Raw genomic sequence first — 26,484 nt, 5'->3', positions numbered from 1 at the left:
CGCCGCGCGGGCTCCGGACCGTTCTGCCGGTCCGTCACATCGCCGCTCCATTGTCCTTCCTGCGCGAAAGCGGAACCGGTACGGGGCGGGTGACCGGTGTGACGAAGATGTGCGTGACCGGTGAAATCTTCACTCCCGCCCCCGGTGGCCGACTGCTTTGATCGCGACCGTTCCATGTCCACGACAACGGAGAGTCACGAAGTGTCAGAGCACATACCCGTCTCCCGGACACCCGAGGAGTGGGAAGGCGAAGCGGTCGCCCTGCAGAGACGCAGACGTCTGCTGCCCCGGATCGCGGTCACGGCGGCCATGGTGCTGGCCGCCGAGTCCGCGCTCGTCGTCGCCACCACGGGCCAGGCCGTCGCCCTCACCCCCGAGCAGCCCCAGAAGGCCGCTGCCGCGCCCGCGGCCAGGGCCGTCACCGAGGCGGCGGACATCCCGTCGGCGAAGGTCGCCGCCCGGCTGTCCGGGAAGCGGGTGGAGGCGCTGTCCGAGCGGACCGAGACGTCCACCACCTGGGTGAACAAGGACGGCTCGCTGACCACCGAACTCGCCTCGGGCCCGGTGCGGTTCGAGGACGGTTCGGGCCGGTGGCGCGAGGTCGACGTCGAACTGCGGGAGAGCGCCGGCGCGGTCGAGGCCGTGGCGCACCCCGAGGGGCTGCGGCTCGCGGGCAAGGGCGGCGCGGTGCCGCGGTCGCTGGGCCAGGCGCGGAAGGCGCCCGCCCGGGACCTGGTCACCCTGGGTGAGGGCGAGGAGCGGATCACCCTCCAGTGGAAGGGCGGTCTGCCCGCTCCGGTGCTGGACGGCACCCGGGCCACCTATCCGGAGGCGCTGCCGGGCGCGGACGTGGTCGTGGAGTCGACCCGTACCGGCTTCGAGCAGTTCGTCGAGATCCGGAAGAAGCCCGCCGAGGGGTACACGTACACCCTCCCGCTGAAGGCGAAGGGCCTGACGGCGAAGGAGCAGCCGGACGGGAGCGTGCTGTTCACCGACCGGAAGAACCGCAAGCGCGCGGTGATGCCCGCGCCGGTGATGTGGGACGCGACCGTCGACAAGGTCTCCGGTGAGCACACCCGCCGGGTGCCGGTGGCGATGAAGGTCGTCCAGCGCAAGGGCACGATCGACCTGGTCGTCACCCCGGACGCGGAGTTCCTCGCCGACCCGGCCACGAAGTACCCGGTGACGGTGGACCCGTCGACCTCGGCGCTGTCGAACGTCTTCGACACCTACGTCCAGCAGGGCGAGACCCGTGACTGGTCGACCGATGTGGAACTGGACCTCGGCAACCCGGGGACCACCAACGGCAACGGGACCCCGCGCACCGCGCGTTCGTTCATCTCCTGGAACACCTCCCCGATCGCGGACGCCCTGGTCTCCAGCGCCAAGCTCTCGCTGTGGAACTTCCACTCCGGCCGGGGCAACTGTGTGGCCCAGCCGTGGGAGGTCTGGTCCACCGGTGCGCCGTCCACGTCCTCCCGCTGGACCTCCCAGCCGTCGTGGATCGCCAAGAAGGCCACGTCGGTGGAGACCAAGGGCGGACCGGGCTGCCCGTCGCATCCTGCAAACTGGATCAACGCCGACGTGACCACCCTGGTGCAGGAGTGGGCCTCCGCCAAGGCGGCGAAGTCCCACATGGGGCTGCGCGCCACGAGTGAGACGACCGTGGCGCAGTGGAAGCGGGTCAACTCCGCCAACGCGGCCACCAACGTGCCCAAGCTGACAGTCACCTACAACTACCGCCCGCGCACCGGGACCAAGCAGGAGGCCGGGCCCCCGTTCTTCTCCTACGGCGGCGCGTACACGGTCAACACCCTGACGCCCACCCTGCGGGACACCTTCGTCGACCCCAACGGCGACATGGTCCAGGGCGCGTACCAGATCTTCGACAGTGCCACCGACACCCAGGTCGGGGAGGTCCTGCGGTCCTCGTTCGTGGCGTCGGGGCAGGCCGCCTCGGTGACCGTGCCGGCCGGGGTGCTGGCCGAGGGGAAGACGTACAAGTTCCGCACCTCGCCCTACGACGGCACGCACTACAACACCGGCTGGTCGGCGTGGAAGACCTTCACCGTCGACACCAAGGCGCCCTCCGCCCCGACGAAGATCGTCTCCACCGACTACCCGACCGGGCAGTGGGTCAAGGGCGAGGGCCAGCCGGGCACCTTCACCGTGACCCCGCCGGCCGGGACCGACCACAACTGGCTGGAGTGGTCCCTCGACGGCGTGACCTGGACCAAGGTCGCCACCGGCGGTGCGTCCGCGGCGAAGGCCCTCTCCGTCACCCCGCCCAGGAACGGCAGCCACACCCTCCAGGTGCGGTCCGTGGACAAGGCGGACAACAAGTCGGAGGCGGCCGAGTACGTCTTCCACGCCGGTTCGGGCGGCTTCGTCCAGCCCGCGGAGGGTGAGCGCACCGCGCGGCGGCTGCCGCTGGTCGCCGAGGCCGAGGCCGGCACGTACGACGCCGTGTCCTTCTCCTGGCGCCGTTCCGAGGCGGACCCCTGGACGCGGATACCGGCCGGCGACGTCACCTCCGGCGGCACCCCGCTCACGGCCTGGCCCGTTCCGCTGACCGACGGCAAGAACGCCCCGCTCGTGTGGAACGCGACGAGCACCGTCGACCCCGACGGCACCGTCCAGATCAAGGCCGACTTCACCGGGCCCGACAATGCCTCCGGCAGCACCGTGCCCCTGACCGTCGTGGTCGATCGCAACGCCTCCGGCGCGGCGACGGACGAGGCCGGACCCGGCAGCGTGAACCTGCTGACCGGCGACTTCACACTGTCGGCCACGGACGCCTCCGCCTTCGGCATGTCCGTCACCCGCACCGCTTCCTCGCGGACCCCGACCGAGGGAGCGGCCCAGGAGGGCCAGGCGCCGATCTTCGGCAAGGAATGGGTCGCGGGCACGGCCGCCCAACTGACCGAGTCCGACTGGTCCCACGTCCGCCGGATCACCGACACCGCTGTCGCCGTGATCGACTCCGAGGGGGGAGAGACCCACTTCACCGCGAACGCGGCGCAGACCGGGTGGACCGCCGAGCCCGGGGCCGAGGACCTGACCCTCAAGGGCGCGGTCACCGGCTCGTTCACCCTGACCGACACCGAGGGCACGGTCACCACGTTCACCAAGCCCGACCCGCAGGTCCCGACCTGGCAGGTCTCCAGCACCCTCCTCGACGGCCTCACCAACTCCACCACCACCGTGGTGTCGCACAAGACCACATACGCCGGTCAACCCGTCGCCCGCCCGAAGTACATCATCGCGCCCACGTCCGCCGCGACGGCTGCCGAGTGCGCAGCCGACCCCGCGACCAAGGGCTGCCGGGTCCTGGAATTCCTCTACCCGCTCTCCACCACCGCCACCGAAGACACCTTCGGCGACAAGGTCGGACAGGTGAAGTCCATCCGCCTCTGGGCCACCGATCCCGGCGCCGCCAACTCGAAGGTCCTCTCGGTCAACTCCTACGCATACGACGCCCAGGGCCGACTGCGCGAATCCTGGAACCCACGCACCAGCCCGGTGCTCAAGACCGAATACACCTACGACACGGCGGGCCGGGTCACCGGACTGACCCCGCCCGGCGAGCTGCCGTGGACGTTCACCTATGGCAAGGCCGGCGACGCCGCCACCGCCGGTGACGGCATGCTGCTGAAGGCGTCCCGCCCCGGCCTGAAGCAGGGCACCCCCGACACCGTCGAGGGCACCGCCGCCACCAGCATCGTCTACGACGTCCCGCTGACCGGCTCGGCCGCCCCGTACAAGATGGGCACCGCGGACGTGAAGGCATGGGGCCAGCTCGACGCCCCGACCGACGCCACGGCCGTCTTCCCGGCAGACTCCGTCCCCGCTTCGCACTCAGGTCCCGCCCTCGCCGCGAACGCCTACCAGCGGGCCGGGCTGCACTACCTGGGCGTGTCCGGCCGCGAGGTCAACGCGGCCACCCCCGGCGGACACATCACCACCACCGAGTACGACCGCTTCGGCAACACGATTCGCGAGCTCTCCGCAAGCAACCGGGCCGTTGCGCTCGGCCTGAGCGCCGCCGACCGGGCCGTCCAGGCGGACCTGGGCATCGCCCAGCTCCCCTCCGCCGAGCGCGCAGATCTGCTCACCACGCGCGCCGACTACAACGACAACGGCACCAGAAAGCTGGAGGAGCGAGGGCCACTGCGCCGGGCCGAAATCACTGCTGACCTGAAGACAGGTACCACTGTCCTGGTCTCTGCTGGTTCGTCAGTAGCCGCTCGTGCATGGGCAACTTACGAGTACGACGCAGGTCGCCCAACTGATGGCACGGCAAGTGTCAAGGACCAGATCACCAAAGCGGCCACAGGGGCCGAAGTTCGTGAGCACCCAACTGCAATGGCTGACGCCCGCGTGGAGCAGTCGCTCTACGACTGGACCAAGGGGCTCCCGATCAAGATCGTTCAGGACCCAGACGGGCTGGACATCACCACGGCCGTGGAGTACGACAGTCAGGGACGCGTTGTTAAGCAGCAACGTCCAGGTGCCTCCGGCACTGACGCTGCGACCCGCGTGACAACGTACTGGACTGCAACCGGAACCGGCGCCTGCGCTGGCCGCCCGGAGTGGGCTGGCCTCGTTTGCTCAACCGGCCCCGCCGGTGCGATTACCGGCGGCGGCAACCAGCCATCAGCGCTCCCAACGACTACCACCGAGTACAACTGGTGGGGCACCCCGGCCAAGGTCACCGAAACCGCAAACGGGGTAACACGCACAACGGTCATGACGCACGACGGTGCAGGTCGCTCGACCAACGTGAAGATGACTGGAGGACAGGGCCAGGTAGTTCCCGAGTCCTCAACGCAGTACGACTCGAAGACTGGTCGTATTCTGAAGTCGGTTTCGGCGACAGGGGGCACAATTAGCCGAGCCTACGACCAGCTCGGCCGTCTTGTGTCGTACGTCGATGCTGATGGCGGAACGACGACGACTGAGTACGACTTGCATAACCGCCCTGTACAGGTCCAAGATTCGGCGCCATCTATGGTCAACTACTTCTACGACCACGCGGTTGAGCCGCGAGGCCTGGCCACAAAGACCACTGACTCCGTCGCTGGCACCTTCCAGGCCACGTACGATGCTGATGGCTCGGTCGCATCCGAGAAGTTGCCCGGGGGCTACACACTCAATGTCTCGCAGGGCACAACGGGTTCGATCACTGAACGCATATATACCCGGGAAAGTGATGGAGCCCTTGTCTACGCGGACACGGCGACTGAATCTGTTCATGGCCAGACCATCCGCCGTGCAGGCTGGTCTGCCCAGGCCTATCGCTATGATGCAATAGGCCGCCTGGCTACCGTCGAGGACACGTACGACACTGTCTGCACGAAGCGCGCCTACACCTTCGACTCTCGGACCAACCGCAAGTCTCTGACCACGGCGGCAGGTACGCCGGGAGCCGACTGCCCCACGACTGGAGGCACCACCACCAACCACACCTATGACAGTGCTGACCGCCTCGTAGACGAAGGGTATTCGTACGATGCGTTCAGCCGAACCGTAACCACACCAGGTCGTACATTCGCCTACTACGCGAACGACCTCGCATATCAGCAAACAGAGAACGGTAAGCGTCAAACATGGCAGCTTGACGCCATCCAGCGCTTCCGCTCCTGGAAGGTTGAGACGAGCAGCGGCGCGACCTGGACTCAGGCTGCATCAAAGGTCAACCACTACGACGGTGACGGCGACAGTCCTCGTTGGATCGTCGAAGATACGGCAACCGGCTCCCTAACCCGCAACGTGAGTTCCGCATCTGGTCTCTTGGCTGCCACAACAAGCAAGGTCGGGGACACTGTCCTCCAACTCACCACGATCCATGGTGATGTGGCGCTCCAATTGCCATTGGACACTATCAAGCCCCCGACGGCGCTGGACGTAGATGAATACGGCAGGAATCGGACTGAGCAGGAGTCCCCTCGATACAGCTGGCTTGGCGGCCATCAACGTTCCTCTGAAACTCCGAGCTCCGTCATGCTGATGGGGGTACGCCTCTACGATCCGAACTCCGGGCGATTCCTATCCAGTGACCCAGTTTATGGCGGAAATGCCAACGCTTATGAATACTGCGTCGGGGACCCGGTCGGATGCACGGACCTGACCGGCAAGGTCGGCGTGAGCTGGTGGCGACCCTGGTGGTCCCCCAATACGTACATGGTCAAGCTGAACCTCAATAAGCGTGAAACTAAATGGGTGGCATTCGGAACTGCGGCGGCCGGCGGATTCTTGAGCTGGGCCAAGGACCTGAAGTTCATTCCGAAGAGGTATCAAATCGCCATTCTTGCAGCTCGCGGGTATCTTTGGTACTTCGCGGTAGTAGCTGGATATGCCGTGGCGCGCGGAAAGTGCGTCTCCATAATCACGGGCGCGGTACAGTACGGAATAGGCTGGTATCCTATTCCGCCAACCATCTGGTCGCGCCGGTGCTAAGATGCCCCGCGGTAATCAGCAAGACGCGGCTTGACAATTGAAAATTGCGGGGCGCTCCAAGATACCTCGGAGCGCCCCGATCCAATAGTGGTATGGACTCCGGAGAGGCGTGCCCTGTCGCTTATGCTTTCGCGTGGGCTCCCCAGCAGGCCTACCGCTGGAGCCTATCCTGGTTCATACTGGATGCGTGAAGAATCATATCAGCACTCTGACCTCGGCTTTGGGTGTTGCCGCAGGCCTCCTCCTTCTCTATATCGCCATCACCGAGTATCGGGCAGGCGCTTCGATTGCTTGGATCGCGTTGGCAGGCTTCGTGTTGCTGAGCGCAGGCGTCGCACTCATACGAGACACCTTCCTGCTTGCACGTAAACGGCGAAGCGTGCGTGGAGATGTCAAGCGTTGACGGGTTTCAAACTTGAGCTGTCGGTGATGCCCTCGATCAGCCGTGAGAAGTCCGGCGAGCTGGATCGAGTTGATCGTGTCCGGACACCCAGCTCCTTCAGGATCAGGTCGCTCTCCAGCGAGCACACCGCGACCATCAGCGCCTGATGGCCCACCAGACGCCACGCCTGGGCCGCCCGCACCAGCAGGTCCAGGGTCGGGACGGTGAGGATCCTGCTATCGGGGAAGCAGTCTCGTGCTGTCCAGGCGGCGGTGTGGTCTTGCCGTCCGGTGGCCGAGGCGAGGGTGCCGCCGGCGCCCGGGGGGGGCGAATGGGGGTGCGTTCGGGGTGGCCGCCCGTGTGGCCACCCCGAACCGTTCCGTCGCGGACCTTCTCTCAGAAATGGCTGTAGCCGTATGTTCCTTGCCGTGCTGTACATCGTGGTCGGGCTGTCCCTCATAGCCCTCTATCTCTTCGATGTGATCTCCGCCGTTCCCTACCTGGTGTTCGCGATCGTCCTGGGCACCGGTCTTCTGGTCGCCGGCGTACGCCGCGCGGCGGGACGGGGGCGGGAGCGGTGAAGCCGGCCCGGCACCGAGGCTGAGCCGCGCTCCGGACTCCACCCGGGAAGGCAGGAATCAGGTGAACGAGAGTCGCAGCAACGCCAGGACCCTGCCGGTCCTGGCGGCCCTGGCCTTCGCGGCAGGGATCGCGTTCTGGGTGTTGGAGGGGGTGAGAGAGAGCACCGCGATGTTCGCCTGCTCGGCGGTCGTCTTCGCGGCCTCGTGGTTCTTCGCGGTACGCGCCGTCCGCGACCAGGACCGGGACTGACCGGTCGTTCCATGCGGATGATCCGCCCCCGTGCCCTCCCGGCACGGGGGCGGACGCGTCCGCCGGCCCGGCCCGCCCCACCCCCCGCCGCCGCACGGGTGGCAACTGCGCCCCGCCGCACCGGTGCTGAGAGCGCTGAGAACGCTCTCACGTACGATGCCGCCGTTGATCTTTTGATTCGACGTCATGTTCGACCAACAGGGGTGGGGAACCAGACGTGAGACGACCGGTACGGGTACGCAGAGCGGCGACGGCCGTGGCACTCGGGGCCGTGGTGGCCCTGAGCGCGCAGGGGGTGGCGGCCGGCGGGCCGCTGACGGAGACGGTACGCGCCGCCGCGGTGGCCGGACCGGGTGAGAAGGCGCGACACCAGGGGGGTGCCGACGTGTCGGACGGCCCGGTCCCAAGCCGGGTGCAGCGGCTCGCGCTGGCCGGGACCGGTGACGGCCGGGCCGCCCTCTCGCGGCGCGCCACCGGGGAGTTCGGTCTCCTCGGCGTCTCGTGGAACGAGGACCGCGCCGAGCTGGACGGACTGATCCAGGCCCGTACCCGCAGCGCGGAGACGGGCGCCTGGTCCGACTGGATCGAACTGGAGCCGTACAAGCCGGGCCTCGACGGAGACCGCCCCGGCGCGCGCGGTGCGACCGAGCCCGTGTGGGTCGGGCCTTCCGACGGCGCCGAGGTGCGGGTGAACGACCCGTCCGGCGAACTGCCCGCCGGGCTCCGGCTGGACCTGGTCGACCCGGGGAAGGCCACGGCGGAAGCCGCCACCGCCCGGGCCACGGCGGAAGGCGCCACCGCCCGGACGGCGGCCACGGCCACCGCCGGCGCCGCGGGAACCCCCGTTGCCGCCGAAGCCCCCGTTGCCGCGGCCGACGCCGTCGACCCCGGCCCGCCCTCCACCGTCCCCCAGCCGCCCGTGGTGACCCGGGCCGAGTGGGGCGCCGACGAGAGCCTCAACGACGAGGGCCCCGTCTACCTGCCGGACGCCACGGTCAAGGCCGTCTTCGTGCACCACACCACGAACGGCGTCTACGACTGCGCGCAGTCCGCCGAGATCGTCCGGTCGCTGCACGTCTACCACGTCAAGACCAACGGCTGGCGCGACCTCGGCTACAACTTCCTCGTCGACAAGTGCGGCACGATCTTCGAGGGACGGCAGGGCGGCATCGACCAGCCGGTCATGGGCGCCCACACCTACGGCTTCAACTCCGAGTCCAGCAGCGTCGCGATCATCGGTGACCACACCTCGGTCGAGGCGTCGAACGCCGCGCTGACCGCGTCCGCCCGGATGGCCGCGTACAAGCTGGGCCAGTACGGCGGCGACCCGGCCGGGACCGTGTCGCTGGTCGCGGGCGTCACGCAGAAGAGCTACACGGGACGGCAGTTCACCGCCGGCCAGCCGTACACCTTCGACCGGATCTCCGGCCACCGGGACGGCTACAACACCGAGTGCCCGGGCGCGAAGCTCTACCCGCAGCTCCCCGCGCTGCGCACACTGGCCGCCGGCCCCGTGCAGAACCTCGCGATCACCTCGGTCGGCGGCGCGGCGGTACCGGCCGAGGGCGGGTACGAGAGCCCCGGCCCGGTGACCCTCAGCTGGTCCACGAGCACGCCCACGTCGCTGATCAGCCGGTTCGAGGTGCTGGTGGACGGAGTCCCGGCGGCCACCGCGGCGGCCGGCGCACGCAGCGCCACGGCGGTCGTCCCGTCCGGCACCCACCAGGTCGCCCTGCGGGCCGTGCACCAGTCGGGACGCACGGCGGACACCGCCGCCGTCACCGTCACCGTCCCCCACCCGAAGACCTTCGTCCCGGTCACCCCGCAGCGGCTGATGGACACCCGGTCCGGGCTCGGCGTGCCCAAGGCGAAGATCGGGCCGAAGGGCACGGTCACCCTCCAGGTCACCGGCAAGGGCGGCGTCCCGGCCACCGGTGTGGGCGCCGTCGTCCTGAACGTGACGGCGACCCGGGTCACGGGCGGCAGCAGTTACGTCTCGGTCTACCCGAACGGCACCACCCGTACCGCCGCCTCGAACCTCAACGTGGCGGAGGGGGTGAGCGTCGCCAACCTCGTCGTCGTGCCGGTGGTCAACGGGAAGGTGGACTTCTACAACAACGCGAACAGCATCGACCTGCTGGCCGACATCACGGGCTACTACACGACCGGCGACCACGGCTCCCGGCACGTCAACACCGGCCCGGAGCGCGTGATGGACAGCCGCAGCGGACTCGGCGTGCCGAAGGCGAAGATCGGCGCCGCCGGGGTCGCCACCCTGCAGGTCGCCGGGGTGAACGGCGTCCCGGCCGAGGGTGTCACCGCCGTCGTGCTGAACGTGACGGCGACCGGAGCGACGGGAAGCAGCTACGTCTCGGTCTACCCGAACGGCACCACCCGCACGTCCGCCTCCACCCTCAACGTGATCGCCGGCCGTTCGGTGCCGAACCTCGTGATCGTGCCGGTGGTCAACGGGAAGGTCGACTTCTACAACAACGCGGGCAGCGTCGACCTCCTCGCGGACATCACCGGCTACTACTCCGTGGCCGGCGACGGCGCCCGGCACTACAACGCGGGCCCGAAGCGCCTGATGGACAGCCGGCTCGGCCTCGGCGTCCCGAAGGCACAGGTCGGCCCGCGCGGGGTGGTCACCCTCCAGGTCGCGGGTGTGGAGGGCGTGCCGGCCGACGCCAGCGCCGTGGTGCTGAACGTGACGGCCACGCGGGCCACGGACGCCACCTACATCTCGGTCTATCCGGACGGGACGACGCGCACCGCCGCGTCGAACCTGAACGTGGCCGCGGGGGTCACGGTGCCGAACCTGGTGATCGTGCCCGTCGTCAACGGCCGGGTCAGCTTCTACAACAACGCGGGCAGCGTCGACCTCCTCGCGGACATCACGGGGTACTTCGCCCCGTGACCGCGGCGGTGACCGACGCGGTGTGAGACGGCGGCGGGGCCCGTCCTGCTCTGCGCAGGACCGGGACCTCGCCGCCGTCCGCGTACGCCAGCGACACACCGGGCAGCCCCCGCAGCCGCTCCCGGCCCACCCGGGCGACGACCGCCGGACCCGGCGGCGACTGGCCGAGGCCGACCGCCCAGCGCCTGACCGGGCCGGACGCGTAGGGGCGCGGCCAGCCGGGCGCTCCGCACCGCCACAGCCGCCGACCGCAGCAGCACCCGGTCCAGCCGGCCAGTCCGGCCGGTCAGCGAGGCGACGGCCGCCAGCGGGTTGACGCGCGGGTCGCAGGTCGGGTTCGCGTGGTGCGCGGCGGGCGGCGCTTCGAGGGATTTACGGGTGTGCGCCACCGGGGTGAGGCGGGGTCGGTGGTCACGGCCGGGCGCCGGGGCGGCCCCTATCGTCCCGGTATGAAACCCAGGCCCGGACCGCTGCTGACCTCCGTGATGGTGTTGCTCACGCTGGCCACCGGAATGATCGAGGCGGTGTCCTTCCTGGCCCTCGGCCCCGTCTTCGCGGCCGTGCAGACGGGCAGCCTGCTGCTCCTGGGGTTCGCGATCGCGGGTGCGCCGGGCATCTCGGCGGTGGTCTCGGGGGCCTCCCTCGCCGGGTTCGCCTTCGGCGCGATCGCCGGCTCGCACCTCCAGTCGGCGATCGACGCACGTGGCAGACGCTGGTTCGACACCGCCCTGGTGGTGGAGGGGGTCCTGCTGGGGGTGGCGGCCCTGGTGATCTGGCGGGCGGGCATCGAGGGACCGGGCGGACCCGTGGACGGCCGGCACCTTGCGGCGATCGCGATGGTGGCGTGTGCCATGGGGGTGCGCAATGTGACCTCCCTGCGCGTCCAGGTGCCGGGCCTGCCGACGACCGTGGCGACCCGGGCCCTCACCGGTCTGCTGGTCGCACTGCCCCCGCTGGCAGCCGACACCAGGGTGGGTGGCGGTCTGGGCACGGAGGTCCGCCGGGTGGCCTCGATCGCCGCGATGCTGTCCGGCGCGCTCCTCGGGGCCTGGCTCCTGGAACGCGCCGTCCCCCCGGCCCTCGTCCTCGCCTTCCCGGCGGGCCTGGTCCTGGCCCTCGGCCTCGCCATCCTCGCGATCCCCCGCGACCGCACCTCCATCCCGGGCTGACGGCCTCAGCCCGCGTCGGGCACCGGCTCCGTGAAGATCGCCTCGGCGGTCGGGGCGGTCACGGCGTTGCGAAGCCAGTGCCGCAGCAGTTCGGGATCGGTGCAGCCGGTGATGCGCTCACGTGCGCCGTCCGGCACGTCGATGCCGCGCTGCTCCAGCACGAGCAGGACATCCTCGGCCCGGCTGCTGATCTGGCCTGCGGCCCGGATCTCCCCGGGGTGAGCTCCCCCGGGGCGCACCCCGGCATCACATGATCATCACGGTCTGCCGCGCCGCTTGTCCGGATGGCCGTGGATGCTATGAAATGTGCACATCATCAGTGCAGTCGACAGGGTGGGGAACGGGCGTGAGCACGGACAGACCGCAGCGCGGGCGGGGCCGCGGGCGCGGGGCGGCGGCGTGGGGGCGGGGGGTGGCAGCGGCGGTCGCCGTGGTGCTGCTCGCCGGATGTCAGCAACTGGCGGGCGGGGCCGGGGCGACGGAGCCGCTGGCGCCGGAGACCGCGCGGCCGAGCAGTGCGCCGCCCGAGGAGCTGTTCCCCGACCGGCCGACGCTGAAGGAGCCCTTCCGGGGGTCGCCCGCGGTGCGCTGGGCGGACGGGGCCGAGGGGATCCTGGCGCCCGAGGCGAAGGCCGTCGGCGGGATGACGAAGAAGCAGGTCGCGCACGCCCTGAGCAGTGCCCGGGAGTTCCTGGTCCTCGCCAACACCGACCCGGCCACCCTGCGCGGCGAGCGCCCCGAGAAGGCGCTCGCGCTGCTCGACCCGCTTCAGAAGGACGGGCGCGGGCGGCTTGCCGCGGCGCTGGCGAAGCCCACCGAGAAGAACGACCCGACCTACGCGATCAGCCGCTTCGACCCGGAGCACGTGCGCCTCGCGGGGGACACGGTCAAGACCCGCGGGCGGATGACCTTCGAGAAGGGGGACGCGCCCGGCCAGGTCCTGGTGCACGCGGACTACACCTTCGTCTACCCCGTCGTGCGGGCCGCCGCGGGGTCCACCGAGGTGGCCCGGACCGTGGTGCGGCGCGAGATGACCTTCGCGCTCTACGACCCCGCGAAGTTCGTCGCGACGGCCGGCCGCCTCAACGTCGTGTCGTGGATGTCGGACGTCGGCAACGACGACTGCGACAAGAAGGGCTACGGGTACTTCCGCCCGAAGTTCGACTCCGAACTCCTCGCCGACCCCGGTTCGGCCGCCCCCACGGGCCCCGAGGTGGACCCCTACGACCGCAGCGGCGGTCTGGACGGGCGTGGGGAGGAGTGCGGCACGGTCACCCGCACCTGAGCGGCGGACCAGCCCCGGCCGAGAGGCAGACCGGCCCCGGCCTGCGGCCCCCGGACCGGCCCCGGCCCGGGGCCCACGGCCTGGGCCGCGGCGGCGCTCCCGGGCCGGGGGACCCGCGCCTCAGCGCACACCCCCCGCGCGCCGGGGTTTGACACGCAACCCCCGCGGGGTAATCTCTTCGGCTCGATTGGCCAGGCGGCCGGGCCGTATGGCAGACTATCGGGGTTGCTCGGTTGAGTGCCGATGCTGCGCGCCTCCCGCCGGGGGGACCGGAAGCGAGTCCCACAGTACTCGTCGCCCCATGCTGTGCACCGCGAGGTGCAGGGGCGGACGTACGGGAATCTTCCGGGAAGTGTCAGCGGGGTACCGGCCAGGCGCCCGGTGGGAGCTCTTCCCCTGGTTCCGCGGTCCTCGGGCCCGCACCCCCTTGGTTGGGAAATCCTTCGGGAGATCTTCGTAGAGGGGCTGCGACACGCCCGACCGCGTGGGTCGGAGAAGAGAGCATCACCCTCCGGGTTCCAGAGCGTTGACGAGAGACAGGACTACGAAGTAGCCATGGCGGGACAGAAGATCCGCATCCGGCTCAAGGCCTACGACCACGAGGTCATCGACTCCTCGGCGAAGAAGATCGTCGAGACGGTGACCCGCACTGGTGCGTCGGTCGCGGGCCCGGTGCCGCTGCCCACTGAGAAGAACGTGTACTGCGTCATCAAGTCGCCGCACAAGTACAAGGACTCGCGCGAGCACTTCGAGATGCGCACGCACAAGCGCCTGATCGACATCCTCGACCCGACGCCCAAGACCGTTGACTCGCTGATGCGCCTGGACCTTCCGGCCGGCGTCGACATCGAGATCAAGCTCTGAGAGGCGCGGAAGAGATGGCAAAGCAGATCAAGGGCGTCCTGGGCGAGAAGCTCGGCATGACCCAGGTCTGGGACGAGAACAACCGTGTCGTCCCGGTGACCGTCGTCAAGGCCGGGCCCTGTGTCGTTACCCAGGTCCGTACGAACGACAACGACGGCTACGAGTCGGTCCAGATCGCCTTCGGCGAGATCGACCCGCGCAAGGTGAACAAGCCCCTCAAGGGCCACTTCGCCAAGGCCGACGTGACCCCGCGCCGCCACCTGGTGGAGCTCCGTACCTCCGACGCGAGCGAGTACACGCTCGGCCAGGAGATCACCGCCGAGGTGTTCGAGTCCGGCGTCAAGGTCGACGTCACGGGCAAGAGCAAGGGCAAGGGCTTCGCCGGTGTCATGAAGCGTCACAACTTCAAGGGCCTCGGCGCCGGTCACGGCACCCAGCGCAAGCACCGCTCCCCCGGTTCCATCGGTGGCTGCGCCACCCCGGGCCGTGTGTTCAAGGGCCTCCGCATGGCGGGCCGCATGGGCAACGAGCGGGTCACCACCCAGAACCTGACCGTTCACGCCGTTGACGCGGAGAAGGGCCTGCTGCTCATCAAGGGCGCGGTTCCTGGTCCGAACGGCGGCCTCGTCCTGGTCCGTACCGCGGCCAAGGGGGCCTGAGGTAACCGATGAGCACCATTGACATCCTTTCGCCGGCAGGCGACAAGGCCGGGACCGTCGAGCTCCCCGCGGAGATCTTCGACGCCAAGGTCAGCGTTCCGCTGATCCACCAGGTCGTCGTCGCGCAGCTGGCCGCTGCCCGTCAGGGCACGCACAAGACCAAGACCCGCGGCGAGGTCCGTGGTGGCGGCAAGAAGCCGTACCGCCAGAAGGGCACCGGCCGCGCCCGTCAGGGTTCGACCCGTGCGCCGCAGTTTGCCGGCGGTGGCGTCGTCCACGGCCCCGTGCCGCGTGACTACTCGCAGCGGACCCCGAAGAAGATGAAGGCCGCCGCCCTGCGCGGTGCCCTCACCGACCGGGCCCGTCACTCGCGCATCCACGTCGTCTCCGGCGTGGTCGAGGGCACGGCCTCCACGAAGGCCGCCAAGTCCCTGCTGGGCAAGATCTCGGAGCGCAAGAACCTGCTCCTGGTCGCCGAGCGCTCGGACGAGGCCGCGTGGCTGTCCGCCCGCAACCTGCCCCAGGTCCACATCCTGGAGCCGGGCCAGCTGAACACGTACGACGTGCTCGTCTCCGACGACGTGGTCTTCACCCAGGCCGCCTTCGAGTCCTTCGTGTCCGGCCCCAAGGCCGCCAACGACACCGAAGGGAGCGAGGCCTGATGTCCGAGGCCACGATCACCAGCAAGACCTTCTCCGACCCGCGCGACATCCTCGTGAAGCCGGTCGTGTCGGAGAAGAGCTACGCGCTGCTGGACGAGAACAAGTACACGTTCGTCGTCGACCCGCGTGCCAACAAGACCCAGATCCGGCAGGCCGTCGAGGCGGTCTTCCAGGTCAAGGTCACCGGGGTCAACACGATCAACCGCCAGGGCAAGCGCAAGCGCACCCGCACCGGTTTCGGCAAGCGTGCCAACACCAAGCGCGCCATCGTGACCCTTGCCGAGGGCGACCGTATCGACATCTTCGGCGGTCCGACCGCCTGACGGGCGGTCTGGATCGTCCGAATATCGGACGAGGACTGAGAAATGGGTATCCGCAAGTACAAGCCGACGACTCCGGGCCGTCGTGGCTCCAGCGTCGCCGACTTCGTCGAGATCACGCGGTCCACGCCGGAGAAGTCGCTGGTCCGCCCCCTGCACAGCAAGGGCGGCCGTAACAACACCGGTCGTGTGACCGTCCGTCACCAGGGCGGTGGCCACAAGCGCGCCTACCGCGTGATCGACTTCCGTCGTCACGACAAGGACGGCGTGCCGGCCAAGGTCGCTCACATCGAGTACGACCCCAACCGCACCGCGCGCATCGCGCTGCTCCACTACGTGGACGGCGAGAAGCGCTACATCATCGCGCCGCGTGGCCTGAACCAGGGCGACCGCGTCGAGAACGGCCCCGGGGCCGACATCAAGCCCGGCAACAACCTGGCGCTGCGCAACATCCCGGTCGGTACGACCATCCACGCCATCGAGCTGCGGCCCGGCGGCGGCGCGAAGTTCGCCCGCTCCGCGGGTGCCTCCGTGCAGCTGCTGGCGAAGGAGGGCCAGATGGCCCACCTGCGCATGCCGTCCGGTGAGATCCGCCTGGTCGACGTCCGCTGCCGCGCCACCATCGGCGAGGTCGGCAACGCCGAGCAGTCGAACATCAACTGGGGCAAGGCCGGCCGCAAGCGCTGGCTGGGCGTCCGCCCGACCGTTCGCGGTGTGGCGATGAACCCGGTTGACCACCCGCACGGTGGTGGTGAGGGCAAGACCTCCGGTGGTCGCCACCCGGTCTCCCCGTGGGGTCAGAAGGAGGGTCGTACTCGTTCTCCCAAGAAGGCGAGCAACAAGTACATCGTCCGCCGCCGCAAGACGAACAAGAAGCGCTAGGAGCGGGTTCAGATGCCGCGCAGTCTCAAGAAGGGGCCCTTCGTCGACGACCACCTGATCAAGAAGGTGGACGCCCAGAACGAAGCCGGCACCAAGAACGTCATCAAGACCTGGTCCCGTCGCTCGATGATCGTCCCGGCCATGCTGGGCCACACGATCGCGGTGCACAACGGCAAGACCCATGTCCCGGTGTTCGTCACCGAGTCCATGGTCGGCCACAAGCTCGGCGAGTTCTCGCCGACTCGCACCTTCCGCGGCCACGTCAAGGACGACCGGAAGTCGAAGCGCCGCTAACGCGGGGTGGAACGACTCATGACTTACATCGAAGGGACAACCATGGAAGCCAGGGCCCAGGCGCGGTACATCCGCGTCACGCCCATGAAGGCCCGCCGCGTGGTGGACCTCATCCGTGGCATGGACGCCACGGAGGCTCAGGCGGTCCTGCGTTTCGCCCCGCAGGCCGCGAGCGTGCCGGTGAAGAAGGTGCTGGACAGCGCCATCGCCAACGCCGCGCACAACTACGACCACACGGACGCCTCCTCGCTGGTGATCAGCGAGGCGTACGTGGACGAGGGCCCGACCCTGAAGCGGTTCCGTCCGCGTGCCCAGGGCCGTGCCTACCGGATCCGTAAGCGGACCAGCCACATCACCGTGGTCGTCAGCAGCAAGGAAGGAACCCGGTAATGGGCCAGAAGGTAAACCCGCACGGGTTCCGGCTCGGTATCACCACGGACTTCAAGTCCCGCTGGTACGCCGACAAGCTGTACAAGGACTACGTCAAGGAAGACGTCGCCATCCGTCGGATGATGACGTCCGGCATGGAGCGCGCCGGCATCTCCAAGGTCGAGATCGAGCGCACCCGTGACCGTGTGCGGGTGGACATCCACACCGCGCGTCCGGGCATCGTCATCGGCCGCCGTGGCGCCGAGGCCGACCGCATCCGCGGCGACCTCGAGAAGCTCACCGGCAAGCAGGTGCAGCTCAACATCCTCGAGGTCAAGAACCCCGAGGTCGACGCTCAGCTCGTGGCCCAGGCCGTGGCCGAGCAGCTGTCCTCCCGCGTCTCCTTCCGCCGTGCCATGCGCAAGAGCATGCAGTCGGCGATGAAGGCCGGCGCCAAGGGCATCAAGATCCAGTGCGGTGGCCGTCTCGGCGGCGCCGAGATGTCCCGCTCGGAGTTCTACCGCGAGGGCCGTGTGCCGCTGCACACGCTCCGCGCGAACGTCGAGTACGGCTTCTTCGAGGCCAAGACGACCTTCGGCCGCATCGGCGTGAAGGTCTGGATCTACAAGGGCGACGTCAAGAACATCGCCGAGGTCCGCGCCGAGAACGCTGCTGCCCGCGCCGGCAACCGCCCGGCCCGTGGCGGCGCCGACCGTCCGGCCGGCCGCGGCCGCGGTGGCGAGCGTGGCGGTCGCGGTCGCAAGCCGCAGCAGGCTCAGGCTGCCGAGGCCCCCAAGGCCGAGGCTCCCGCCGCCGCTCCGGCTGCTGAGAGCACCGGAACGGAGGCCTGACCGACATGCTGATCCCCCGTAGGGTCAAGCACCGCAAGCAGCACCACCCCAAGCGCCGCGGTATGGCCAAGGGTGGCACCACGGTCGCGTTCGGCGAGTACGGCATCCAGGCCATGACTCCGGCGTACGTGACCAACCGCCAGATCGAGGCGGCTCGTATCGCGATGACCCGCCACATCAAGCGTGGCGGCAAGGTCTGGATCAACATCTACCCGGACCGTCCGCTGACGAAGAAGCCCGCCGAGACCCGCATGGGTTCCGGTAAGGGTTCGCCCGAGTGGTGGGTGGCGAACGTGCACCCGGGCCGGGTCATGTTCGAGCTGTCCTACCCGAACGAGAAGATTGCGCGTGAGGCTCTGACTCGTGCGGCGCACAAGCTGCCGATGAAGTGCCGGATCGTCAAGCGCGAGGCAGGTGAAGCGTGATGTCGGCCGGTACCAAGGCGTCCGAGCTGCGCGAGCTGGGCAACGAGGAGCTTGTTGCCAAGCTCCGCGAGGCCAAGGAAGAGCTGTTCAACCTCCGCTTCCAGGCGGCGACGGGCCAGCTCGAGAACCACGGCCGGCTGAAGGCCGTCCGCAAGGACATCGCCCGGATCTACACCCTGATGCGTGAGCGTGAGCTGGGCATCGAGACGGTGGAGAGCGCCTGATGAGCGAGAACAACGTGACCGAGAACAAGACCGCGCGCAACGCCCGCAAGACCCGTGAGGGTCTGGTCGTCAGCGACAAGATGGACAAGACCGTCGTCGTCGCCGTCGAGGACCGCGTCAAGCACGCGCTGTACGGCAAGGTCATCCGCCGTACCAACAAGCTCAAGGCCCACGACGAGCAGAACGCTGCCGGCATCGGCGACCGCGTCCTCCTGATGGAGACGCGGAAGCTGTCCGCCACCAAGCACTGGCGCGTCGTCGAGATCCTCGAGAAGGCCAAGTAATCGCTCGAAGGGGTAACCCTTCGAGTTCGTTCCGCCAGGCTCGGCGGGGGTGCGCTCCACGAGGAGCGGCCCCCGCCGGGAACCGGCAGACAATCAGGAGATAGACGTGATCCAGCAGGAGTCGCGGCTGCGCGTCGCCGACAACACTGGTGCCAAGGAGATCCTTTGCATCCGTGTTCTCGGTGGTTCCGGCCGCCGCTACGCGGGCATCGGTGACGTCATCGTCGCCACCGTCAAGGACGCGATCCCCGGTGGCAACGTGAAGAAGGGTGACGTCGTCAAGGCGGTCATCGTTCGCACCGTCAAGGAGCGCCGCCGCCAGGACGGCTCGTACATCCGCTTCGACGAGAACGCCGCCGTCATTCTGAAGAACGACGGCGACCCTCGCGGCACCCGTATCTTCGGCCCGGTCGGCCGTGAGCTGCGCGAGAAGAAGTTCATGAAGATCATCTCGCTCGCGCCGGAGGTGCTGTAAGCATGAAGATCAAGAAGGGCGACCTGGTCCAGGTCATCACCGGTAAGGACAAGGGCAAGCAGGGCAAGGTCATCGCGGCCTTCCCCCGCGAGGACCGTGTCCTGGTCGAGGGTGTCAACCGGGTCAAGAAGCACACCAAGGCCGGTCAGACCGCTCGCGGTTCGCAGACCGGCGGGATCGTGACGACCGAGGCCCCCGTCCACGTGAGCAACGTTCAGCTCGTCGTGGAGAAGGACGGCAAGAAGGTCGTGACCCGCGTCGGTTACCGCTTCGACGACGAGGGCAACAAGATCCGCGTTGCCAAGCGGACGGGTGAGGACATCTGATGGCGACCACCACCACTCCGCGTCTGAAGACGAAGTACCGCGAGGAGATCGCGGGCAAGCTGCGTGAGGAGTTCTCCTACGAGAACGTCATGCAGGTTCCCGGCCTCGTCAAGATCGTGGTCAACATGGGTGTGGGCGACGCCGCCCGCGACTCCAAGCTGATCGACGGCGCGATTCGCGACCTCACCACGATCACCGGTCAGAAGCCGGCCGTCACCAAGGCCCGCAAGTCCATCGCGCAGTTCAAGCTGCGTGAGGGTCAGCCGATCGGTGCCCACGTCACGCTCCGTGGCGACCGCATGTGGGAGTTCCTGGACCGCACCCTGTCGCTCGCGCTCCCGCGCATCCGCGACTTCCGCGGTCTGTCCCCCAAGCAGTTCGACGGCCGTGGCAACTACACCTTCGGTCTCACGGAGCAGGTCATGTTCCACGAGATCGACCAGGACAAGATCGACCGCGTCCGGGGTATGGACATCACCGTGGTCACCACGGCGACCAACGACGACGAGGGCCGTGCCCTTCTGCGTCACCTCGGCTTCCCGTTCAAGGAGGCGTGAGCGAGATGGCGAAGAAGGCTCTGATTGCCAAGGCTGCTCGTAAGCCCAAGTTCGGTGTGCGTGCCTACACCCGCTGCCAGCGCTGTGGCCGCCCGCACTCCGTGTACCGCAAGTTCGGCCTGTGCCGCGTGTGCCTCCGTGAGATGGCTCACCGTGGCGAGCTGCCGGGCGTGACCAAGAGCTCCTGGTAATCCCCTCGTTGGGATGACCGGAGTCTCTCGGTAAGCAGTGGGTCGGCGGAAGGCCCTCCCTCACATGCCGTAGGCTTGTGGGGTTGGGCGTCCGCCGCCCGTCACGACTTACTACGCCGTAGGTCCCCGCGCCGCACCCGTCCCGCCCCTGTGTGGGGAGAGGGATGGCGCATACAGGAAACCCCGGCGAGAGAGGCCGAAGGCCAATTCATGACCATGACTGATCCGATCGCAGACATGCTGACGCGTCTGCGTAACGCGAACTCGGCGTACCACGACTCCGTGGCCATGCCGCACAGCAAGATCAAGTCGCACATCGCCGAGATCCTCCAGCAGGAGGGTTTCATCACCGGCTGGAAGGTCGAGGACGCCGAGGTCGGCAAGAACCTCGTCCTGGAGCTGAAGTTCGGCCCGAACCGTGAGCGTTCGATCGCCGGCATCAAGCGCATCTCCAAGCCGGGTCTGCGTGTTTACGCGAAGTCCACCAACCTGCCGAAGGTCCTCGGCGGCCTGGGCGTGGCGATCATCTCCACGTCCCACGGTCTCCTGACCGGCCAGCAGGCGCAGAAGAAGGGCGTGGGTGGGGAAGTCCTCGCCTACGTCTGGTAGTCGGGAACGGAGGAAAAGCTCATGTCGCGTATCGGCAAGCTCCCCATCCAGGTTCCCGCCGGTGTGGACGTCACCATCGACGGCCGTACGGTCACCGTGAAGGGCTCCAAGGGCACCCTCACGCACACCGTTGCCGCGCCGATCGAGATTGTGAAGGGCGAGGACGGCGTTCTCAACGTCACCCGTCCCAACGACGAGCGTCAGAACAAGGCCCTGCACGGCCTGTCCCGCACGCTGGTGGCGAACATGATCACCGGCGTGACCCAGGGTTACACCAAGGCGCTCGAGATCAGCGGTGTCGGTTACCGCGTCGCCGCGAAGGGCTCCAACCTGGAGTTCCAGCTCGGTTACAGCCACCCGATCCTGGTGGAGGCCCCCGACGGGATCTCCTTCAAGGTCGAGTCGCCGACCAAGTTCTCGGTCGAGGGCATCGACAAGCAGAAGGTCGGCGAGGTCGCCGCGAACATCCGCAAGCTGCGTAAGCCCGACCCGTACAAGGCCAAGGGCGTCAAGTACGCGGGCGAGGTCATCCGCCGCAAGGTCGGAAAGGCGGGTAAGTAAGCCATGGCATACGGCACGAAGATCGCTAAGGGCGACGCCTACAAGCGCGCCGCGAAGCAGCGCCGTCACATCCGCATCCGCAAGAACGTGTCGGGTACGGCGGAGCGTCCGCGCCTCGTCGTGACGCGCTCGAACCGGAACATCGTCGCCCAGGTCATCGACGACCTGAAGGGTCACACCCTGGCGTCGGCGTCCACCCTGGACGCTTCGATCCGCGGTGGCGAGGGCGACAAGTCCGCGCAGGCCAAGCAGGTCGGCGCCCTGGTCGCCGAGCGCGCCAAGGCCGCCGGTGTCGAGGCCGTCGTGTTCGACCGTGGTGGCAACAGGTACGCCGGGCGCATTGCCGCTCTGGCTGACGCCGCCCGCGAGGCCGGGCTGAAGTTCTGAGCCCCGGTTCCGGGACTAACGGACGTAACAGAGAGAGGTAATCCAATGGCTGGACCCCAGCGCCGCGGAAGCGGTGCCGGTGGCGGCGAGCGGCGGGACCGGAAGGGTCGCGACGGTGGCGCCGCCGCCGCCGAGAAGACCGCGTACGTTGAGCGCGTTGTCGCGATCAACCGCGTCGCCAAGGTTGTGAAGGGTGGTCGTCGCTTCAGCTTCACCGCGCTGGTCGTGGTGGGCGACGGTGACGGCACCGTGGGTGTCGGTTACGGCAAGGCCAAGGAGGTGCCGGCCGCCATCGCCAAGGGTGTTGAGGAGGCCAAGAAGCACTTCTTCAAGGTCCCCCGTATCCAGGGCACCATCCCGCACCCGATCCAGGGTGAGAAGGCTGCCGGCGTCGTCCTGCTCAAGCCCGCCGCCCCCGGTACCGGTGTTATCGCCGGTGGCCCGGTGCGTGCCGTGCTGGAGTGCGCGGGCGTGCACGACATCCTGTCGAAGTCGCTCGGCTCGGACAACGCGATCAACATCGTTCACGCGACCGTGGCGGCCCTCAAGGGCCTGCAGCGTCCCGAGGAGATCGCGGCCCGCCGTGGTCTGCCCCTCGAGGACGTCGCCCCCGCGGCTCTGCTGCGTGCGCGTGCGGGAGCGGGTGCGTGATGGCCCGTCTCAAGATCACGCAGACCAAGTCGTACATCGGCAGCAAGCAGAACCACCGTGACACCCTGCGTTCGCTCGGGCTCAAGCGCCTGAACGACGTGGTCGTCAAGGAGGACCGCCCCGAGTTCCGCGGCATGGTGCACACCGTCCGCCACCTCGTGACGGTCGAGGAGGTCGACTGACATGGCGGAGCAGAACCCGCTGAAGGTCCACAACCTCCGTCCTGCCCCGGGCGCCAAGACCGCCAAGACCCGTGTGGGTCGTGGTGAGGCGTCGAAGGGTAAGACGGCCGGTCGTGGTACCAAGGGCACCAAGGCCCGTTACCAGGTTCCGGAGCGCTTCGAGGGTGGGCAGATGCCCCTCCACATGCGCCTCCCGAAGCTCAAGGGCTTCAAGAACCCGTTCCGCACCGAGTTCCAGGTCGTGAACCTGGACAAGCTCGCGGCCCTGTACCCGCAGGGTGGCGAGGTCACCGTGGCCGACCTGGTCGCCAAGGGTGCCGTGCGCAAGAACCAGCTCGTCAAGGTCCTGGGCCAGGGCGAGATCTCCGTGGCGCTGCAGGTGACGGTCGACGCCGTCTCCGGCTCGGCCAAGGAGAAGATCACCGCCGCCGGCGGTACCGTCACCGAGCTCGTCTGAGACGAGTCGATGGCCTGAAACGCGACCGGGGATGCCTCCCAAATGGGGCATCCCCGGTTGGTCGTTCCTAGGGGGGCACGGTCGCCGGTAAGGTGGCGTGCACTGTTAACTTCAGTCCGGTGTGCCTCGGGAGGCCCACCGGGCGCGTTTGCCCTGATTCGTATTCGTCGAACCTCAAGACCGTCACCTCTGACGCAGTAGCGCGGGGGTCGCAGGAGGCACCGTGCTCACCGCGTTCGCCCGGGCGTTCAAGACGCCCGACCTGCGCAAGAAGCTGCTCTTTACTCTTGGCATCATCGTGCTGTACCGGCTCGGCGCGCACATCCCCGTGCCCGGTGTCAGCTATCAGAACGTCCAGATCTGTGTGGAACAGGCGTCAAAGAACGGCGGCAGTCTGCTGGGTCTCGTCGATCTGTTCAGCGGCGGCGCTCTCCTCCAGATCACCATCTTCGCGCTCGGTGTGATGCCGTACATCACGGCGAGCATCATCCTCCAGCTCCTGACCGTGGTGATTCCGCGGCTCGAAGCGCTCAAGAAGGAGGGGCAGTCCGGTACCGCGAAGATCACGCAGTACACGCGTTACCTGACGATCGCCCTCGCCGTCCTCCAGGGCACCGGCCTGGTGGCCACCGCCCGCAGCGGCGCCCTCTTCAGCGGCTGCCGGGTGGCCAACGAGATCGTGCCCGACCGCTCGATCTTCACCACGGTCATCATGGTCGTCACCATGACCGCGGGAACCGCCGTCGTGATGTGGCTCGGTGAGCTCGTCACCGACCGCGGTATCGGCAACGGCATGTCGATCCTCATGTTCATCTCGATCGCCGCCGGCTTCCCGGGCGCCCTGTGGGCCATCAAGGAGAGCGGCAAGCTGGCGAACGGCTGGATCGAGTTCGGCACGGTGATCCTGATCGGCTTCGCCATGGTGGGCCTCGTCGTCTTCGTCGAACAGGCCCAGCGCCGTATCCCGGTGCAGTACGCGAAGCGCATGATCGGCCGCAGGTCCTACGGCGGTACGTCCACGTACATCCCGCTGAAGGTGAACCAGGCGGGTGTGATTCCCGTCATCTTCGCTTCCTCGCTGCTCTACATCCCGGCCCTCGTCGCCCAGTTCTCCAGCGGCCAGTCCGGCTGGAAGACCTGGATCGAAGCCAACCTGGTGCAGCCCGACGGCCCGTTGTACATCTCGTTGTACTTCGTGCTGATCGTGTTCTTCGCGTTCTTCTACGTGGCGATCTCGTTCAACCCCGACGAAGTTGCCGACAACATGAAGAAGTATGGTGGGTTCATCCCGGGCATCCGGGCCGGTCGTCCCACTGCCGAGTACCTGAGCTACGTGCTCAACAGGATCACTTGGCCGGGCTCGCTGTACCTGGGTCTGATCGCTCTCGTGCCGACAGTGGCGTTGGCAGGCTTCGGCGGTGCCAATGCCAACTTCCCGTTCGGCGGCACCAGCATCCTCATCATCGTGGGTGTGGGTCTTGAGACCGTGAAGCAGATCGAGAGCCAGCTCCAGCAGCGTAATTACGAAGGGTTCCTCCGCTGATGCGAATCGTCCTCGTCGGACCGCCCGGTGCCGGGAAGGGAACGCAGGCTGCCTTCCTCGCGAAGAACCTGTCCATTCCGCACATCTCCACGGGCGACCTGTTCCGCGCCAACATCTCCCAGGGCACCGAGCTCGGCAAGCAGGCCAAGGCGTACATGGACGCCGGCAACCTGGTGCCGGACGAGGTGACCATCGGGATGGCCAGGGACCGCATGGGTCAGTCCGACGCGGCGAACGGCTTCCTGCTGGACGGCTTCCCGCGCAACGTGGGCCAGGCCGAGGCGCTCGACGAGATGCTGAAGGGCGAGGGCGTCGAGCTGGACGCCGTCCTCGACCTGGAGGTCCCCGAGGACGAGGTGGTCAAGCGCATCGCCGGCCGCCGGGTGTGCCGCAACAACAGCGCGCACGTCTTCCACGTCGTCTACACCCCGCCGAAGTCCGAGGGCGTGTGCGACGAGTGCGGGGGCGAGCTGTACCAGCGCGACGACGACTCCGAGGAGACCGTCCGCAAGCGGCTGGAGGTCTACCACACCCAGACCGAGCCGATCATCGACTACTACCGGGCCCAGGGCCTGGTCGTCACGATCTCGGCGCTCGGCCAGGTCGCCGATGTGACCGCCCGTGCCATGGAGGCCCTCCAGCCCGGCAAGGCCGCCTGAGCCTCCCGCGCGAACCCCGATTCGGCCGCGGTGTCCCGAGGACGCCGCGGCCTTATCGTTGAGCCAGTTCCCCCTCAGCCCCGCCCCCTCCGGAAAGGCCCCCGCCGCAATGGTGCAGATCAAGACCCCCGAGCAGATCGCGAAGATGCGCGAGGCGGGACTGGTCGTCGCCGCCATCCACGCGGCGACCCGTGAGGCTGCCGTCCCCGGTGCGACCACCCGCGACCTCGACGAGGCCGCCCGCAAGGTGATCTCCGACCACGGCGCCAAGTCGAACTTCCTCGGCTACGGCGGCTTCCCCGCCACGATCTGCACCTCGGTCAACGAGGTCGTCGTCCACGGCATCCCGGACGAGAAGACGGTCCTCAAGGACGGGGACATCATCTCGATCGACGCGGGCGCCATCGTGGACGGCTGGCACGGGGACGCGGCCTACACGGCCTTCGTCGGCACCGGTCACGCCCCGGAGCTGATCGAGCTCTCCCGGGTGACCGAGGAGTCGATGTGGGCCGGCATCGCGGCGATGAAGAACGGCAACCGGCTGGTCGACGTCTCCCGCGCGATCGAGACCTACATCCGCCGCCAGCCCCGACCGGCGACCGGCAAGTACGGGATCATCGAGGACTACGGCGGCCACGGCATCGGCACCGAGATGCACATGGACCCGCACCTGCTGAACTACGTCTCCCGCAAGCGCGGCCGCGGCCCCAAGCTGGTCCCCGGCTTCTGCCTGGCGATCGAGCCGATGGTCTCCCTCGGCACCCCGCACACCGAGGTCCTTTCCGACGACTGGACCGTCGTCACCACCGACGGCACCTGGTCCTCCCACTGGGAGCACTCCGTGGCCCTGACGGAGGAGGGTCCCCTGGTGCTGACGTCCCCCGACGGCGGCCGGGCCAAGCTGGCCGAGCTGGGCGTCACCGCCGCCCCGGACCCAGCGGGCCGCGGCTGACCTCCCGGGCTCCCGGGCCGCGACGGGCCTTTGGGCCCCGGGCCGGGACGCGAGGGC

33 protein-coding genes are annotated in these 26,484 nt (G+C 68.4%); 31 read left to right on the top strand and 2 right to left on the bottom strand.

The features are described from left to right. Positions 1-309 precede the first annotated feature (309 nt). Positions 310-6,459, top strand: a complete 6,150-nt coding sequence (locus tag C593_RS0111865) for a DNRLRE domain-containing protein (RefSeq protein ID WP_106434632.1) — start codon at positions 310-312, stop codon at positions 6,457-6,459. A 187-nt stretch (positions 6,460-6,646) separates the two neighbouring features. Next, the gene (locus C593_RS31600) at positions 6,647-6,862 is read left to right on the top strand and encodes a hypothetical protein (protein WP_078521411.1); all 216 of its coding nucleotides are present in this window, start codon (positions 6,647-6,649) and stop codon (positions 6,860-6,862) included. On the opposite strand, the gene C593_RS33705 is transcribed toward C593_RS31600, so the two are convergent. Further along, positions 6,852-7,016, bottom strand: a complete 165-nt coding sequence (locus C593_RS33705; protein ID WP_486591116.1) for a hypothetical protein — start codon at positions 7,014-7,016, stop codon at positions 6,852-6,854. The two genes, C593_RS31600 and C593_RS33705, sit on opposite strands and share 11 nt — an antisense overlap. Before the next feature lie 253 nt (positions 7,017-7,269). On the opposite strand from C593_RS33705, the gene C593_RS32995 reads away from it, so the two are divergent. The 4 genes from C593_RS32995 to C593_RS0111840 all read left to right on the top strand — a co-directional run bounded on the left by C593_RS32995 (position 7,270) and on the right by C593_RS0111840 (position 11,758). Continuing rightward, positions 7,270-7,422 carry a hypothetical protein gene (locus C593_RS32995; RefSeq protein ID WP_158686829.1) on the top strand — a complete coding sequence of 51 codons (153 nt, stop codon included), beginning with the start codon at positions 7,270-7,272 and terminating at the stop codon, positions 7,420-7,422. Between the two features lie 61 nt (positions 7,423-7,483). After that, a complete protein-coding gene (locus C593_RS0111850) occupies positions 7,484-7,672 on the top strand; it encodes a hypothetical protein (protein ID WP_018847509.1) in 189 nt (62 codons plus the stop codon). Positions 7,673-7,889: 217 nt separating this feature from the next. Next, positions 7,890-10,589 carry an N-acetylmuramoyl-L-alanine amidase gene (locus tag C593_RS30985; protein WP_078521409.1) on the top strand — a complete coding sequence of 900 codons (2,700 nt, stop codon included), beginning with the start codon at positions 7,890-7,892 and terminating at the stop codon, positions 10,587-10,589. 449 nt (positions 10,590-11,038) lie between these two features. After that, entirely contained in the window at positions 11,039-11,758 is a 720-nt protein-coding gene (locus tag C593_RS0111840) for a YoaK family protein (protein WP_037745596.1), read from the top strand. A gap of 5 nt (positions 11,759-11,763) precedes the next feature. Here the strand turns inward: C593_RS0111840 and C593_RS0111835 are convergent, their stop codons facing one another. Continuing rightward, positions 11,764-11,997 carry a hypothetical protein gene (locus C593_RS0111835; RefSeq protein WP_018847507.1) on the bottom strand — a complete coding sequence of 78 codons (234 nt, stop codon included), beginning with the start codon at positions 11,995-11,997 and terminating at the stop codon, positions 11,764-11,766. Positions 11,998-12,104: 107 nt separating this feature from the next. On the opposite strand from C593_RS0111835, the gene C593_RS0111830 reads away from it, so the two are divergent. The 25 genes from C593_RS0111830 to map all read left to right on the top strand — a co-directional run bounded on the left by C593_RS0111830 (position 12,105) and on the right by map (position 26,427). Next, a complete protein-coding gene (locus C593_RS0111830) occupies positions 12,105-13,043 on the top strand; it encodes a hypothetical protein (protein ID WP_158686828.1) in 939 nt (312 codons plus the stop codon). A 555-nt stretch (positions 13,044-13,598) separates the two neighbouring features. Further along, positions 13,599-13,907, top strand: coding sequence for a 30S ribosomal protein S10 (gene rpsJ, locus C593_RS0111825; RefSeq protein WP_003948644.1), 309 nt, complete (start codon positions 13,599-13,601; stop codon positions 13,905-13,907). 14 nt (positions 13,908-13,921) lie between these two features. After that, positions 13,922-14,566 (top strand): 50S ribosomal protein L3, encoded by a 645-nt coding sequence (rplC, locus tag C593_RS0111820; protein WP_018847505.1) that lies wholly within the window; start codon positions 13,922-13,924, stop codon positions 14,564-14,566. Positions 14,567-14,574: 8 nt separating this feature from the next. Beyond that, positions 14,575-15,228, top strand: coding sequence for a 50S ribosomal protein L4 (gene rplD, locus C593_RS0111815; RefSeq protein ID WP_018847504.1), 654 nt, complete (start codon positions 14,575-14,577; stop codon positions 15,226-15,228). Beyond that, positions 15,228-15,551, top strand: coding sequence for a 50S ribosomal protein L23 (gene rplW, locus C593_RS0111810; RefSeq protein WP_018847503.1), 324 nt, complete (start codon positions 15,228-15,230; stop codon positions 15,549-15,551). The genes rplD and rplW overlap by 1 nt, the downstream gene beginning before the upstream one ends. A 42-nt stretch (positions 15,552-15,593) precedes the next feature. Continuing rightward, positions 15,594-16,430, top strand: a complete 837-nt coding sequence (gene rplB, locus C593_RS0111805; RefSeq protein ID WP_018847502.1) for a 50S ribosomal protein L2 — start codon at positions 15,594-15,596, stop codon at positions 16,428-16,430. A 12-nt stretch (positions 16,431-16,442) separates the two neighbouring features. Beyond that, positions 16,443-16,724 (top strand): 30S ribosomal protein S19, encoded by a 282-nt coding sequence (gene rpsS, locus C593_RS29475; RefSeq protein ID WP_017949661.1) that lies wholly within the window; start codon positions 16,443-16,445, stop codon positions 16,722-16,724. A 42-nt stretch (positions 16,725-16,766) separates the two neighbouring features. Next, positions 16,767-17,114 carry a 50S ribosomal protein L22 gene (gene rplV, locus C593_RS0111790; RefSeq protein ID WP_026277599.1) on the top strand — a complete coding sequence of 116 codons (348 nt, stop codon included), beginning with the start codon at positions 16,767-16,769 and terminating at the stop codon, positions 17,112-17,114. Continuing rightward, positions 17,114-17,944, top strand: a complete 831-nt coding sequence (rpsC, locus tag C593_RS0111785) for a 30S ribosomal protein S3 (RefSeq protein WP_018847500.1) — start codon at positions 17,114-17,116, stop codon at positions 17,942-17,944. The genes rplV and rpsC overlap by 1 nt, the downstream gene beginning before the upstream one ends. Positions 17,945-17,949: 5 nt before the next feature. After that, complete coding sequence (rplP, locus tag C593_RS0111780) at positions 17,950-18,369, top strand: 50S ribosomal protein L16 (RefSeq protein WP_005313579.1); 420 nt, start codon at positions 17,950-17,952, stop codon at positions 18,367-18,369. Beyond that, positions 18,369-18,593, top strand: a complete 225-nt coding sequence (gene rpmC, locus C593_RS0111775) for a 50S ribosomal protein L29 (RefSeq protein ID WP_017949657.1) — start codon at positions 18,369-18,371, stop codon at positions 18,591-18,593. Before rplP ends, rpmC begins: the two co-directional genes overlap by 1 nt. Then, positions 18,593-18,877 carry a 30S ribosomal protein S17 gene (gene rpsQ / locus C593_RS0111770; RefSeq protein WP_018847499.1) on the top strand — a complete coding sequence of 95 codons (285 nt, stop codon included), beginning with the start codon at positions 18,593-18,595 and terminating at the stop codon, positions 18,875-18,877. Before rpmC ends, rpsQ begins: the two co-directional genes overlap by 1 nt. Positions 18,878-18,983: 106 nt before the next feature. Continuing rightward, a complete protein-coding gene (gene rplN / locus C593_RS0111765) occupies positions 18,984-19,352 on the top strand; it encodes a 50S ribosomal protein L14 (protein WP_003956455.1) in 369 nt (122 codons plus the stop codon). A 2-nt stretch (positions 19,353-19,354) separates the two neighbouring features. Beyond that, positions 19,355-19,678: a 50S ribosomal protein L24 gene (rplX, locus tag C593_RS0111760; protein WP_018847498.1), complete on the top strand. Its 324-nt coding sequence runs from the start codon at positions 19,355-19,357 to the stop codon at positions 19,676-19,678. Then, positions 19,678-20,235 carry a 50S ribosomal protein L5 gene (rplE, locus tag C593_RS0111755; RefSeq protein ID WP_018847497.1) on the top strand — a complete coding sequence of 186 codons (558 nt, stop codon included), beginning with the start codon at positions 19,678-19,680 and terminating at the stop codon, positions 20,233-20,235. Before rplX ends, rplE begins: the two co-directional genes overlap by 1 nt. A gap of 5 nt (positions 20,236-20,240) precedes the next feature. Then, on the top strand, positions 20,241-20,426 hold the full coding sequence (locus tag C593_RS0111750; RefSeq protein ID WP_003956452.1) for a type Z 30S ribosomal protein S14: 186 nt from the start codon (positions 20,241-20,243) through the stop codon (positions 20,424-20,426). A gap of 210 nt (positions 20,427-20,636) precedes the next feature. Next, the gene (gene rpsH / locus C593_RS0111745; protein ID WP_018847496.1) at positions 20,637-21,035 is read left to right on the top strand and encodes a 30S ribosomal protein S8; all 399 of its coding nucleotides are present in this window, start codon (positions 20,637-20,639) and stop codon (positions 21,033-21,035) included. Positions 21,036-21,056: 21 nt separating this feature from the next. Beyond that, positions 21,057-21,596: a 50S ribosomal protein L6 gene (gene rplF / locus C593_RS0111740; RefSeq protein ID WP_018847495.1), complete on the top strand. Its 540-nt coding sequence runs from the start codon at positions 21,057-21,059 to the stop codon at positions 21,594-21,596. Positions 21,597-21,599: 3 nt separating this feature from the next. Further along, the gene (gene rplR / locus C593_RS0111735) at positions 21,600-21,983 is read left to right on the top strand and encodes a 50S ribosomal protein L18 (RefSeq protein WP_018847494.1); all 384 of its coding nucleotides are present in this window, start codon (positions 21,600-21,602) and stop codon (positions 21,981-21,983) included. A 45-nt stretch (positions 21,984-22,028) separates the two neighbouring features. Continuing rightward, positions 22,029-22,634, top strand: a complete 606-nt coding sequence (gene rpsE, locus C593_RS0111730; protein ID WP_018847493.1) for a 30S ribosomal protein S5 — start codon at positions 22,029-22,031, stop codon at positions 22,632-22,634. After that, the gene (rpmD, locus tag C593_RS0111725) at positions 22,634-22,816 is read left to right on the top strand and encodes a 50S ribosomal protein L30 (RefSeq protein WP_005313525.1); all 183 of its coding nucleotides are present in this window, start codon (positions 22,634-22,636) and stop codon (positions 22,814-22,816) included. The genes rpsE and rpmD overlap by 1 nt, the downstream gene beginning before the upstream one ends. Position 22,817: 1 nt before the next feature. After that, complete coding sequence (gene rplO / locus C593_RS0111720) at positions 22,818-23,273, top strand: 50S ribosomal protein L15 (RefSeq protein ID WP_018847492.1); 456 nt, start codon at positions 22,818-22,820, stop codon at positions 23,271-23,273. Positions 23,274-23,496: 223 nt separating this feature from the next. Beyond that, positions 23,497-24,816, top strand: a complete 1,320-nt coding sequence (gene secY / locus C593_RS0111715; protein WP_018847491.1) for a preprotein translocase subunit SecY — start codon at positions 23,497-23,499, stop codon at positions 24,814-24,816. Further along, entirely contained in the window at positions 24,816-25,475 is a 660-nt protein-coding gene (locus C593_RS0111710) for an adenylate kinase (RefSeq protein WP_018847490.1), read from the top strand. The genes secY and C593_RS0111710 overlap by 1 nt, the downstream gene beginning before the upstream one ends. Positions 25,476-25,584: 109 nt before the next feature. Beyond that, positions 25,585-26,427 (top strand): type I methionyl aminopeptidase, encoded by an 843-nt coding sequence (map, locus tag C593_RS0111705; RefSeq protein ID WP_018847489.1) that lies wholly within the window; start codon positions 25,585-25,587, stop codon positions 26,425-26,427. The last annotated feature ends 57 nt before the right edge of the window (positions 26,428-26,484 follow it).

The sequence above is a fragment of the Streptomyces sp. CNT372 genome (assembly GCF_000377145.1).
Note: the sequence above shows the minus strand (reverse complement) of the source record. Positions and strands in the feature narration are given on the sequence as shown.

Bases quoted from the DNA above. Each gene is read 5' to 3' on its own strand.
- C593_RS0111865 (WP_106434632.1), top strand. From the start codon at position 310: ATGGTGCTGGCCGCCGAGTCCGCGCTCGTCGTCGCCACCACGGGCCAG.
- C593_RS0111840 (WP_037745596.1), top strand. From the start codon at position 11,039: ATGAAACCCAGGCCCGGACCGCTGCTGACCTCCGTGATGGTGTTGCTC.
- rpsJ (WP_003948644.1), top strand. From the start codon at position 13,599: ATGGCGGGACAGAAGATCCGCATCCGGCTCAAGGCCTACGACCACGAG.
- rplC (WP_018847505.1), top strand. From the start codon at position 13,922: ATGGCAAAGCAGATCAAGGGCGTCCTGGGCGAGAAGCTCGGCATGACC.
- rplD (WP_018847504.1), top strand. From the start codon at position 14,575: ATGAGCACCATTGACATCCTTTCGCCGGCAGGCGACAAGGCCGGGACC.
- rplW (WP_018847503.1), top strand. From the start codon at position 15,228: ATGTCCGAGGCCACGATCACCAGCAAGACCTTCTCCGACCCGCGCGAC.
- rplB (WP_018847502.1), top strand. From the start codon at position 15,594: ATGGGTATCCGCAAGTACAAGCCGACGACTCCGGGCCGTCGTGGCTCC.
- rpsS (WP_017949661.1), top strand. From the start codon at position 16,443: ATGCCGCGCAGTCTCAAGAAGGGGCCCTTCGTCGACGACCACCTGATC.
- rplV (WP_026277599.1), top strand. From the start codon at position 16,767: ATGGAAGCCAGGGCCCAGGCGCGGTACATCCGCGTCACGCCCATGAAG.
- rpsC (WP_018847500.1), top strand. From the start codon at position 17,114: ATGGGCCAGAAGGTAAACCCGCACGGGTTCCGGCTCGGTATCACCACG.
- rplP (WP_005313579.1), top strand. From the start codon at position 17,950: ATGCTGATCCCCCGTAGGGTCAAGCACCGCAAGCAGCACCACCCCAAG.
- rpmC (WP_017949657.1), top strand. From the start codon at position 18,369: ATGTCGGCCGGTACCAAGGCGTCCGAGCTGCGCGAGCTGGGCAACGAG.
- rpsQ (WP_018847499.1), top strand. From the start codon at position 18,593: ATGAGCGAGAACAACGTGACCGAGAACAAGACCGCGCGCAACGCCCGC.
- rplX (WP_018847498.1), top strand. From the start codon at position 19,355: ATGAAGATCAAGAAGGGCGACCTGGTCCAGGTCATCACCGGTAAGGAC.
- rplE (WP_018847497.1), top strand. From the start codon at position 19,678: ATGGCGACCACCACCACTCCGCGTCTGAAGACGAAGTACCGCGAGGAG.
- C593_RS0111750 (WP_003956452.1), top strand. From the start codon at position 20,241: ATGGCGAAGAAGGCTCTGATTGCCAAGGCTGCTCGTAAGCCCAAGTTC.
- rpsH (WP_018847496.1), top strand. From the start codon at position 20,637: ATGACCATGACTGATCCGATCGCAGACATGCTGACGCGTCTGCGTAAC.
- rplF (WP_018847495.1), top strand. From the start codon at position 21,057: ATGTCGCGTATCGGCAAGCTCCCCATCCAGGTTCCCGCCGGTGTGGAC.
- rplR (WP_018847494.1), top strand. From the start codon at position 21,600: ATGGCATACGGCACGAAGATCGCTAAGGGCGACGCCTACAAGCGCGCC.
- rpsE (WP_018847493.1), top strand. From the start codon at position 22,029: ATGGCTGGACCCCAGCGCCGCGGAAGCGGTGCCGGTGGCGGCGAGCGG.
- rpmD (WP_005313525.1), top strand. From the start codon at position 22,634: ATGGCCCGTCTCAAGATCACGCAGACCAAGTCGTACATCGGCAGCAAG.
- rplO (WP_018847492.1), top strand. From the start codon at position 22,818: ATGGCGGAGCAGAACCCGCTGAAGGTCCACAACCTCCGTCCTGCCCCG.
- C593_RS0111710 (WP_018847490.1), top strand. From the start codon at position 24,816: ATGCGAATCGTCCTCGTCGGACCGCCCGGTGCCGGGAAGGGAACGCAG.
- map (WP_018847489.1), top strand. From the start codon at position 25,585: ATGGTGCAGATCAAGACCCCCGAGCAGATCGCGAAGATGCGCGAGGCG.